The 10478-nt window shown below is 51.7% G+C and carries 10 protein-coding genes and 1 pseudogene; 3 read left to right on the top strand and 8 right to left on the bottom strand.

What is annotated here, in order from left to right:
- Positions 1-64: 64 nt before the first annotated feature.
- Both Q0236_RS03825 and Q0236_RS03820 read right to left on the bottom strand, forming a co-directional pair.
- A complete protein-coding gene (locus Q0236_RS03825; protein WP_297915292.1) occupies positions 65-418 on the bottom strand; it encodes a hypothetical protein in 354 nt (117 codons plus the stop codon).
- A 115-nt stretch (positions 419-533) separates the two neighbouring features.
- The gene (locus tag Q0236_RS03820) at positions 534-917 is read right to left on the bottom strand and encodes a hypothetical protein (RefSeq protein ID WP_297915290.1); all 384 of its coding nucleotides are present in this window, start codon (positions 915-917) and stop codon (positions 534-536) included.
- 100 nt (positions 918-1017) lie between these two features.
- Between Q0236_RS03820 and Q0236_RS03815 the strand changes: the two genes are divergently transcribed.
- Complete coding sequence (locus tag Q0236_RS03815; protein ID WP_297915289.1) at positions 1018-1143, top strand: hypothetical protein; 126 nt, start codon at positions 1018-1020, stop codon at positions 1141-1143.
- Positions 1144-1302: 159 nt separating this feature from the next.
- Here the strand turns inward: Q0236_RS03815 and Q0236_RS03810 are convergent, their stop codons facing one another.
- The 6 genes and pseudogenes from Q0236_RS03810 to Q0236_RS03785 all read right to left on the bottom strand — a co-directional run bounded on the left by Q0236_RS03810 (position 1303) and on the right by Q0236_RS03785 (position 7329).
- Positions 1303-1992, bottom strand: a complete 690-nt coding sequence (locus Q0236_RS03810) for a hypothetical protein (protein WP_297915287.1) — start codon at positions 1990-1992, stop codon at positions 1303-1305.
- The gene (locus Q0236_RS03805) at positions 1992-3329 is read right to left on the bottom strand and encodes an N-acetyltransferase (RefSeq protein ID WP_297915285.1); all 1338 of its coding nucleotides are present in this window, start codon (positions 3327-3329) and stop codon (positions 1992-1994) included. Before Q0236_RS03805 ends, Q0236_RS03810 begins: the two co-directional genes overlap by 1 nt.
- A gap of 130 nt (positions 3330-3459) precedes the next feature.
- The gene (aroC, locus tag Q0236_RS03800; RefSeq protein WP_297915283.1) at positions 3460-4575 is read right to left on the bottom strand and encodes a chorismate synthase; all 1116 of its coding nucleotides are present in this window, start codon (positions 4573-4575) and stop codon (positions 3460-3462) included.
- 263 nt (positions 4576-4838) lie between these two features.
- Positions 4839-5501: pseudogene (gene rnc / locus Q0236_RS03795) on the bottom strand (ribonuclease III); the annotation flags it as partial.
- A 402-nt stretch (positions 5502-5903) separates the two neighbouring features.
- On the bottom strand, positions 5904-6326 hold the full coding sequence (rnhA, locus tag Q0236_RS03790) for a ribonuclease HI (protein WP_297915281.1): 423 nt from the start codon (positions 6324-6326) through the stop codon (positions 5904-5906).
- Positions 6304-7329 carry a tetratricopeptide repeat protein gene (locus Q0236_RS03785; protein ID WP_297915279.1) on the bottom strand — a complete coding sequence of 342 codons (1026 nt, stop codon included), beginning with the start codon at positions 7327-7329 and terminating at the stop codon, positions 6304-6306. The genes rnhA and Q0236_RS03785 overlap by 23 nt, the downstream gene beginning before the upstream one ends.
- Positions 7330-7389: 60 nt before the next feature.
- Here Q0236_RS03785 and dnaG point away from each other — a divergent pair, with 60 nt between their 5' ends.
- On the top strand, positions 7390-9489 hold the full coding sequence (gene dnaG / locus Q0236_RS03780) for a DNA primase (RefSeq protein ID WP_297915277.1): 2100 nt from the start codon (positions 7390-7392) through the stop codon (positions 9487-9489).
- 9 nt (positions 9490-9498) lie between these two features.
- On the top strand, positions 9499-10478 hold a 980-nt coding region (locus Q0236_RS03775; protein WP_297915275.1), incomplete at its 3' end, for an argininosuccinate synthase domain-containing protein.

Here is a 10478-nt window from a genome sequence, read left to right as displayed (position 1 = left end):
AAAATTTTTGTAATTCTACCCCGCGGGTCTAAATTTTACGCTGAAACGGGCGGAATTCCGCTCTCTAATCCAAGCTAAAAAATCGCCTAAGCTTTCGCTTAAACGTGTCTTTTGGAATTTGCGTATCGCTAAAATCATCGCTCCAAATTTCATTTTTATCGGTAAACAAGCCTTTATTCTGCGCCTGCGGCATAAAGACCACTTTATCCGTAACTTGGACGCCTTTTTGCTTAAAATACTCTAGTATCTCATCCAGATCTCGCCTAGAATATATATTTATAAGGAAGTAATTTCTATTTTTGAACCTTAGCACGATATTTTTGCAGATTAAGCCCAAAGACTCATCCGCTCTTATCAGCATATAAATTTTAAACGGCAAGATGAACAATATGAAATTTATCGTATGATATAAAAACAATACAACCTTTCCTATGTGTACCCCTATGGACGACTTTTTATACAGCTCGTATGACGAAAAATAGTGAAATCTTCCGTAGCTATCATATAGCTCTGATATAATGCAAAAACCTACCTTAATCTATATCGCAGGCATCGCAAATTTTTATTACTTCCTCTTTCTTGACAAAATAAAAATCATTCAACGCCTGATTTAGTGATCCGGGCTTATCGTCGAAAGCATTTATATAGCTGATTTTATTATTTTCCAATAAAAAATACGCGGGACTGCCCTTTCTTTTAATAGGCCAAAGTAGCGTAGCCGGCAACAATAAAAAGACCACTACGATAAACATAACTAAATCGGCACTAAAATGCGTGTAAAATTCTAAGTTTAACGGAGTAACTTCTAAATTGAATATTTTATATAAGCAACCGAGTGAAAGAAAAAGAACGATATTGTTTTGAAAGTAAACCGCTCTGTCTATGATTTTGATCGGCTCTTTGTCGTAATCCCTCATAAAATTCCTTTTTGGTATGGTTTTCGTATTTTATCACCGCCTCGCTTTCGACGCGTTTAAGAGCGCAGGATATTTGCATAGGCGCTTGCGGCGAGGCGAGTTGCGACAAGCCGCGGTTATCTCAGTCAAGCAGACACTAGCAACTCATCTGAAGCTGCTTAGAGGATTGCTTCGGGTGCCGAGCGATCTCATCTGCGACTGCTTCGAGGATTACTGCGAGTACTGAGCGATCTCATCTGCGACTGCCGTGAGTGGAATTTGCTCGAATCCAGCCCCAATCTCGCCGCGAAATACTCGCGCAGCATCCGCCTTTGCGCTTCATTTGCGTTTAGCCGTAGCCAGATTACCCCGCGGGTCTAAATTTTACGCTGAAAGCCAAAAAATTTCACGCCTTAATGTCGTAGCTGAAATTTTTCAAAAAATATATGCGTAAAGCTTCGCGCTCGGTGCGGCTAGGACGGATGCAAAAAAATACCGTCGCGCCCGTATCGTCCTTGCCGCGCAGTAGCAGGCAGTCGCGAAGTCGTAGCCCCGCTCGTCCGTCTAGCCTTCGCGCGACTACGAGCTTTGAAGCGATCAAAATCGCAAAAATGCCCGCCGCTGCATAGATCGCAGCCTCGGCAAAGCCGAATTTGATCGTCAAAAACACGCCCGCGACGTATGCGAAAAGAAGCAAGAATTTTAAAATTTCTTGCAGTTTCAAAAACCGTTCGTAGCTTAGAAACGGCACGCGAAACGTCCGCACGAAGCCGAGCGACGGCTCTATCAGATCGACGCATCCAAGCATAAGATCGTATTTGTCTAGCCCTCTGCGAAAGGATATTTTAAGCTCGTCAAATTCCACGCGCGCCGCCTCTTTGCTACCGCTTCGCAGATAAAGTAACGCTAAAAACATAAAAACGATCGTCAGGCTGGGCTTGGCTCGCTGCGAGCGTAGCGGGCTGTCCGTGTAAAACAGCTCCCCCGATCCGCCGATGTCCAAAGAGATAAAAATACAAAAAAACGCAAGGATAGAGGCGGAGAAAATTCTATAAAACGTATCGTCGCAGATGAGGCTGAATTCGGGCTTTTGCATTAGTTTTTATATAGCGGCGCGTCGGTGATTTTAAATCTAAATTTATTGCCCGCGCCGATAAATTTCACGAAGCTCGCTACGTCAAATCCCTGCTGCGGCGCGCTTAGCGGCGGCTTAGCAAGGATCTCGAAGCTTAGCCCCGCGTAGTTAAAAAACTTGCCGCAGCGCCGAAAGCCGTGCCTGCCGTAGAATTCTATGCGGCGCAGGCGTTGCGCGAGGTTGGGCGCGTCCTCGTGCGGCGGCTCGACATCAAGCACGATTTGGGCGCGCGGATTTTGCTCGGAGATGAGCGCGAGCAACCTTGAGCCGATCCCCAGCCCGCGAAATTTCGCATCGATGCCGAGGTAGGCCACGTAAAAAATCCCACTCTCCCCGCCGCTTGAAATTTCGCTCTCATCGTAGCGCGAAATTTCGCTTTCTGCGGTACCTGACGAAATTTTTCCCTCTGCGGCGCTTGATAAAATTTCATCCCTTCTGGCGCTTGATAAAATTTTGCCGCCCGCACCGCAAATCAAACGGTCCGCGTCGATCGGAATTTTGCTATCTGCGCTCGCGTTTAAAATTTCATCGCCGCCCAGAGGCTGCGTTTTTTGACCTGCGATTTTACCGCTTGCAACGCTAAAAAATTTTGCTTCTGAAAATTTTACTTTGCCGCTTGAAATTTCATCTCCTGCGCTTTCAAATTCCGCGCTGCTATGGGCTTTGGATCTTAAAATTTTATCCGCATTTAGGCGAAGCGGCGGCTGTTTGTGGTGCGAAACCGCGCGCTTGTAGGTTTGCTCAGTTCTATAGACGAAAAAGCCAACCAGCTCCTCGCCGCTTAAATTTTGCGCCGCCGTGGCGCAATTACCCGCAGAGCCGCAATTTTGGCTCGCTTCGCTGCAATCTTGCAGCGCGCATAAATTTTCGCTTGCTGCGCCGGGATTTTTACTTTTCAAGCTGGATTTTTCACACGTCGCATTAGAGTTTTTATCTGCCGCGCCGCGATTTTCGGAACTCAAAGAGGCTAATTCTGCCGCGCCGCGGTTATCCGCATCGGAATTTTTACCTGCAGAACCGCGATTTTGGCTTGCTTCGCCGCAATCCCGCTTTGCCGCGCAAAAATCCTGCTTCGGCGCGCATAAATTTTCGCTCGCTGCCGCGCGATGTTTATTTGCCGCGCCGCCGCCCAGGGCGCTAAAATCCTCGAAAATCGCCGCGATTTCAAGCTGTCCTTTGCGCGACATTTTTAAGAAATTTTTTATGCTGATACGCTCGATTTCGGGGAACGCCGCGACATTGATCGCCTCTATGCGCGCGATCAGTGCCGAGTCCTCGCCGATACGCTCAAGTCTCATTTTGCTCTCCTTGTCGCGATAGGCTTACCGCGTAAATTTAAAATTTGCCCGCTTGCTCGCTGGAATTTCATCGCTCGGCTCTTGAAATTTCATTAAATTCCGCAAAATTTGAAGGATTGTTCGTTTAAATTTAATCCTCGCCGTAAATTCGCTTTAAATTCCCCAGCGTCGCACTCGCGTTTAGCAGTAGCGCATCGGTGATCGCTAGCCGCGCCATCGCGGTGGCTACGACGCTGCCGCGCACGGCGATACACGGATCGTGCCGCCCGCGCAGCTCGCAGACCGCGTCCGCACCGTGCACGTCCACGCTGTGCTGCGCCATGAAAATGCTCGGGGTCGGCTTAAAATGCGTCGTGATCTCGATCGGCGCGCCGCTACTTATGCCGCCTAAGATCCCGCCTGCGTTGTTGTTTGCGAAATTTGCGCCGATCTTGCTGCCGTTGGTGCGGATCGCATTCTTGCTAGCGTGCATGAAATCGTTGTTATCGCTACCTTTTAGCGTGCTTGCTTTCACTCCGGCGCCGATCTGCACGGCCTTTACGCCGTTTATGCCCATCATCGCGCCCGCAAGCGCCGCATCCAGCTTGCCGTACAGCGGCTCGCCGAGCCCCGCAGGCACGCCCGTAACGCGCGTCAGCACGCAGCCGCCAATACTATCGCCCGCATTTTTGACGCTTAGAATTAACTTTTTTTGCGCGTCCTCTACAGCGGGATCGAGCGCGAAAATTTCACTGTTTTGCGCAAAGTCGAAGTCTAAATTTTCCGCGTAAATTTCGCCCACGCCGCAAACCCCGCTTTTTACGGAAATTTTAAAGTGATCCAGCAAGATTTGCGCAAACGCTCCCGCAGCCACGCGCACGGCGGTTTCGCGGGCACTTGCCCGTCCGCCGCCTCGGTAATCGCGCAGCCCGTATTTGGCAAAATATGTAAAATCGGCGTGAGCGGGGCGGAAAATATCCTTGAGATTTTCGTAGTCCTTCGAGTGCTGGTTTGCGTTGCGGATGATAAATCCGATCGGCGCGCCGGTGCTGCGACCGTCAAAAATCCCGCTTAAAATTTCGATCTCGTCGGCTTCTTTGCGCGGCGTAGCGTATTTGCCGCCCGGTTTGCGGCGGTCAAGCTCGCTTTGGATATTTGAAATCTCGATCTCCACGCCTGCCGGAAAGCCGTCCAAAACGCCGCCGATCGCCGCGCCGTGGCTCTCGCCGAAGGTGCTAAGGCGCAATCTCTCGCCGAAGGTATTCATAGCGCGCCTCCTTGATCGCCGCCGCTTTGTTTGTCCGTATCGCGCCCGTTTTGTTCGGCGTTTTTGTTTCGCACATTGCTTTTTTTAGCACTCGGCGTGCCGCCTCGATTATTATGCTCGCTTTTTGTGCTGCCCCGCGCTCGTCCGCTGCCGCCTTGTGAGCCTTTTTTGCCGTTCTGAGCGCGATTTGCGCCGCTTTGTACGTCGCTATCGCATGCTGTTTGCTCGCCATCTGTCGCGCTAGTGCCGTGCGAGGCGCCGCTTTGTAAAAGCTCGATCGCGATTTGCGCGCATTTTTGCTCGGCCTCCTTTTTGCTCGCTCCCACGGCGGATGAGAGCCGCTTGCCGCCAACAAGCGCCGCCATTTCGAAGCTTTTTTTGTGATCGGGGCCGCTCGAGCCTAAAAGGACGTATTCGGGCGTGACGCCGAATTTTGCCTGCGTGAGCTCTTGCAGCGCGGTTTTGTAGTCTTTAACGAGCTCGTTAAAGCTGATGCGCGGATATAGGATTTCTAAGATTGCGGTCGCGATGCGGGCGGTGTTTTGCAGCCCGCTCTCAAGATAGACGGCGCCCATTATCGCCTCAAATGCGTCCGAAAGCAGCGAGGGCTTCTCGCGTCCGCCGTTGCGCTCCTCGGATAGCGACATATTCAGGTTCTCGCCGATGCCCAAAAATTTTGCAAATTTAGAGAAGCTGCTTTCGTTCACGAGTGCGGCGCGCAGCTTGCTCAGATCGCCCTCGTCGCTGCTAAATTTTTTGAAAAGATACTCGCCCACGATCAGATCCATCACCGCATCGCCTAAAAATTCCAGCCTCTCGTTGTTGTGTCCGTTTTTGGCGCTTTTGTGCGTAAGAGCGATCTTAAGGTGGGTTAAATTTTTAAATTTATAGCCCAGTTTTTCTTGTAATTTTTCTAAATTTTGCATTATCAACCTTTTTATAAAATTCTGCGAAATCCGCGGCGGTCCGCATGCAAATGGCGCCTGGTGCGAAGGAAACCCGTGCAAGCGGAACGAACGAGTGCAGGCATAGCCCGCGCTAAATTTGTATTAACGCCGAATGAAACGCGCTAGCGCCGATCTGCGGCGAATAAAATTTAAACGTAGCCCGCCAATTCTAACGCAAACCGCGCTAAGGCTCACTTGCCGCAAACGAAATCCTCGCCAAAAATAGACCCGTCGCGAATACAAGTCGCGCCAAAGCCTGCTCACTGCTAACGAAATTTCCGCCAAAGCTCGATTGCGTGAACGAATGCGCTAAAACCGGCTTCGGGCGATAAAATTTACGCCGAAGCTAGGACGTGCTAGAGCCCTGTTGCGCGTAAAATTTTAAGATTTTATCGCTTCCGCCGCCGCGCGAGCCATAGCGTCGCACTCCTCGTTTTGCGGATGACCCGCATGCCCTTTGACCCACGAGGCCTTGATCTCGTGAGGCGCCGCCGCCGCAAGGTATCTGCGCCACAGATCCGCGTTTTTCTTGCCCTTAAAATCGGTAACGACCCACTTTGCAAGCCAGGAATTTATCGCCTTGACGACATATTCGCTATCGGTAAAAAGCTCGACGCGGCAGGGCTGCTTAAGCGCGCTAAGCCCCATTATGGCGGCTGTTAGCTCCATTTGATTATTAGTCGTCATCGCTTCTGCGCCGCTTGCCTTTTTTATCGCGTCGCCGTATTGCAAGATATAAGCCCAGCCGCCCGCTCCAGGGTTGCCGAGGCAGCTGCCGTCGCTAAAAAGTTTGACCGATTTCACCGGTTTTCTCCGAAATTTGCGCTCTAATCTCCATGCTGCCTAGCTCGTAGCAGACCGGGCAGCGGTGCGAAAAAAGCCCCACCGAGCTTTTGCACTTCGCGCAGGTGTAGCTAAAGCTAAGCCCCGCGTCCTCAAAGCCCGCGTCCTTCATAGCCATAAGCGCGTTGATCTCAAAAATTTTACTTGCGCTCTTAGGCTTTTGATCGCTTTTTCCAAGCGCGTAAAAAAGCGCATTGTACTCCGCATCCTGCGTATTTATCGCCGCAGGGAAATCATAGATCAGATCGATAGCCTGCTCGATCGGCGGGAAGCGGTCAAAGCCCTCCATAGGCTCTTTGTTTTTGATAAAAAGCTCCATGCAAAACCGCCCCGCGCCTTTGAAGTTTAGCTTTGAAATTTTAGCGATCTTTTTATTAAACGGCGTATTGGCGTCGTTTGCGATAATTTGCGCGCGCTCAAACTGGCTTTGAGCATATACTTCGGCGTCCTGCTCGCGCAACGCGTCAAGCACCTCAAGCGCCTCATTAAAGCGCTTCAGCCGCTCGTAAATCACCGTAAGATGCGTAAGGGCCTCTTTGTTTCTGGGGCGCAGCTTCAGCGCCTGCAAAAACACCTCTTCGGCGCGCCCTAAAAAGCCCGCTTTGAAATATACGATACCGAGATTGGTGAGGATAAACTCCCTCTGCACGCCGCCGCTAGCCTTGCCTAGCGCGATTAGATAAATTTCTATCGCGCGCTCGAAGTCGCCGCTTTTGACGAAAGAGCTAGCTAAAATTCCAAGCGTCGGGATATCAATTTGCGGGCTTGCCAAAAGCTGTCTGTGCTCGGTGCTAAGCGCGTCTAGGGTGTCAAATTTTTTGATGAAATTCTCTAAGCTCTGCCTCTCGTTTTTTTTAGAAAAAACTCCCCAAATGTAGCTTAGAATCGACACTAGCAAGATTATGCTTATCAGCATGATAAGCCCGAAAATCGGGTCGCGATCGTCTAAGAAAAAATTATCCAAATCAAACCTCGTCGCAAAAATAAAGGGCAATTATAGCAAAGTGCGGGTATAATTTCGCTTATGATTAAAAACGAAAGCATAGAAAATCTGCTGGCCACCGTAGATATCGTAGACGTCGTAGAAAAATATGTCCCGCTTAAGCGCAGCGGCGCAAATTTCGTAGGCGTCTGCCCATTTCACGATGATTCGCACCCGAGCATGAGCGTGAGTTCAAAGCTTGGAATTTTTCACTGCTTTTCGTGCAAAGCAGGCGGCAATGCGATTAAATTTATCCAAGATTACGAAAAGATAAGCTTCCCTGAAGCGGTCGAAAAGCTTGCGGGGATGTATAATTTCGCGCTGCAATACACCGGTGTTAAAGTCCAGGAGCGCAGCGAAGAGAAGAAGGTGCTTGGGATTTTAAATGCCTACTACCAAAGCTGCCTTTATCAAAATCCTACCGCCGTGAAATACCTGCACGATCGCGGACTGAGCGATCAAAGCATTCGCAAATTCGGCCTTGGCTACGCAGGAGCTAGCGCGCAGACGATCAGGGTTTTGCAAAACGAAGAAATTCCGCCGCAAGACGCGCTAAATGCGGGCGCGGTGAAGCAAAACGAGCGCGGGCTTTACGCTAGCTTCATCGAGCGCATCACCTTTCCGATCTACAACCACGCAAGCAAGCTCGTGGGCTTCGGCGGCCGCACGATAAGCGATAATCCCGCCAAATACGTCAATTCGCCGCAGTGCGCGCTGTTTGATAAATCTAAAATTTTCTACGCATTCGACCTTGCGAAAAAAAGCGCGATCGCTAAAAAAACCCTCATCATCACCGAGGGCTACATGGACGTCATCATGCTGCACCAAGCGGGCATCGACAACGCCGTAGCAGTGCTCGGCACGGCGCTGACGCCCGCTCATCTGCCGCTTATAAAGCGCGCGGAGCTTAACGTCGTGCTTAGCTTCGACGGCGACGCTGCGGGCATCAATGCGGCGATGAAATCGGCGCGGCTTTTGTGCCTGAACAAGATCGACTCAAGCGTCGCTATAATCGGCGGAGGTGCCGATCCTGCGGATATGATAGTCGCGGGCAAGGTGCGCGAGCTAGAGCAAATTTATGCCAGCGGCATGGAGAGCGGGGAGTTTCTGATCCGAAGAATCGCTAAAAAATACGACCTCGCTCGCCCCGTGCAAAAAGAAGCGGCGCTAAATGAGATCAAAGAATTTACCGCAGCGCTCGGCCCCGTGCTCGCCGAGTCCTATCAGAGCCTGGTGGCGCAAATTTTAAACGTCTCGCCCGGCTCATTTAATCTCGCCGACGGCGGTAAAAATTTCGGCGCGGGCTTTGAGGGGCGAAATTTTAACGAGGACGGAAATTTCGGCTCTCGCGATTTCGGCTCTTACGGAGGGCGCGGCGCAGACGGCAGGGGCGGTGCGAGCGCGAGCTTAAACGGCGGAAATTTTACTCGTTCGCAAAGCACGGCGCGCTATGAAAGCTCTGCGCCGCCTGCGGCTTCGGCGAGGTCCGGGCGGACGCTACTGCGCCGCAAGGAGATCGCGGAGCTTCAGATCATAAAATCAATGCTGCTCGATGGCGAGATGGCACAGCTCGGGCTCGGCTGCTTGGAGCGGCGCGATTTTCGTATGCACGGCGATATTTTCGAGGCGTTTTTGGCTTTCGCTCGCAGCGGCGGAAATTTTAAAAATTTCATCGCGGGCGAGGGCGGTAATGTGGATAGTAATACGAGCGAGAATTTTACCGCGGGCGACGCGGGAGAAAATTTTAACCGGGGCGAGAGCGTAAATTTAAAAATTGGCGAGAGCTCTAGCGAGCAAAATTTTATCGGGCAAGACTCTGCGGGCGCCGTAAATTTAAAAGGTTCCGCACGGCAAAACGCAAATAGCAACGAGAAACAAGGCGAGATGGAAGCCGCCGCTCAAAATGTTCAAAACGTTCAAAATGCCCAAAGCGCCGAAAACGAAGCCGGCGAAAATCTGCGCGCGCTTGCGCTGGATGATGAAATTTTGCCGATCGGCGGCGCGGCGCTTTTTAACGACGCGTGCAAAATTTTACGCCGCAACGCCCTGCAAGATCTGATGCAAAAGCTCAAAAACTCCGACGCGCCCGACAAGATCGAGCGGATCTTGGAGTATCAAAAAAAGATCAATCAACTCAAGTAAAGGAACGAAATGAAGGCATTGGCGCTCTTTAGCGGCGGGCTTGACTCCATGCTCGCGGTCAAACTCATCGTCTCGCAAGGCATCGAGGTGCTCGCGCTGAATATGGATATCGGATTTGGCGGCAAGGACGATAAGAGCGAGATCATGCGCCGCAGAGCCGCAGCCGCGGGGGCGGATTTTAAAAGCGTCGATATCAGAAGCGAATATCTGCGGCAGGTGCTTTTCGAGCCCAAATACGGCTACGGCAAGCACTTTAACCCCTGCATCGACTGCCACGGATATATGTTTAAGACCGCGCTTGCGATGCTGCAAAGCGAAGGGGCGAGCTTCATCATCACGGGCGAGGTGCTCGGACAGCGCCCGATGAGCCAGCGCGCGCAGGCTCTAGCTCAGGTCGGCGGGCTTAGCGGCGATGAGGAGGGGCTGATCCTGCGTCCGCTGTGCGCGAAGCTGCTGCCGCCTACGACGCCCGAGATCAAGGGCTGGGTTGATCGCGACGCTCTGCTTGATATCAGCGGGCGCGGGCGGGCTAGGCAGATGCAGCTGGCGGCGGAGTTTGGCTTTGAGGATTACGAAACGCCGGCGGGAGGCTGTCTGCTGACCGTGCAGAGCTTCAGCGAGCGGATCAAGGATGCGGTAAAATTTGAAAAGATCGAAACGCCCGCGGACGCTGAAATTTTAAAATTCGGACGCCATCTGCGCCTGCCTGAGGGCGCTAAGCTCATAATCGGGCGGGATGAGAGCGACAACAAAAAGCTTGCCGCCGTGCAAAATCCAAAATTTAGCGAGATAAAATTTAAAGATGACGTCTTGGGCGCGCTAAGCCTGCTAAGCAGAGGCGCGAGCGAAGCGGATAGAGAGCTTGCGGCGAGGCTGGCGCTAACATACGCCAAAACGGACGCCGCGCGCAGCTACGCCCTGCTCATAGAGGGCAGCGAGCTGAGCGCAAGCCCCTTTGAGAGCAAGGATGCCGCCCGCGAGTATTTTGT

The sequence above is a fragment of the uncultured Campylobacter sp. genome, from assembly GCF_938031315.1.
In the GTDB taxonomy this organism is placed as follows: domain Bacteria; phylum Campylobacterota; class Campylobacteria; order Campylobacterales; family Campylobacteraceae; genus Campylobacter_B.
Note: the sequence above shows the minus strand (reverse complement) of the source record. Positions and strands in the feature narration are given on the sequence as shown.

What these genes read in the sequence shown, in the direction of transcription:
- dnaG (WP_297915277.1), top strand. Translation starts at nt 7,390, where the DNA reads ATGATTAAAAACGAAAGCATAGAAAATCTGCTGGCCACCGTAGATATC.
- Q0236_RS03805 (WP_297915285.1), bottom strand. Translation starts at nt 3,329, where the DNA reads ATGAGACTTGAGCGTATCGGCGAGGACTCGGCACTGATCGCGCGCATA.
- Q0236_RS03810 (WP_297915287.1), bottom strand. Translation starts at nt 1,992, where the DNA reads ATGCAAAAGCCCGAATTCAGCCTCATCTGCGACGATACGTTTTATAGA.
- aroC (WP_297915283.1), bottom strand. Translation starts at nt 4,575, where the DNA reads ATGAATACCTTCGGCGAGAGATTGCGCCTTAGCACCTTCGGCGAGAGC.
- Q0236_RS03820 (WP_297915290.1), bottom strand. Translation starts at nt 917, where the DNA reads ATGAGGGATTACGACAAAGAGCCGATCAAAATCATAGACAGAGCGGTT.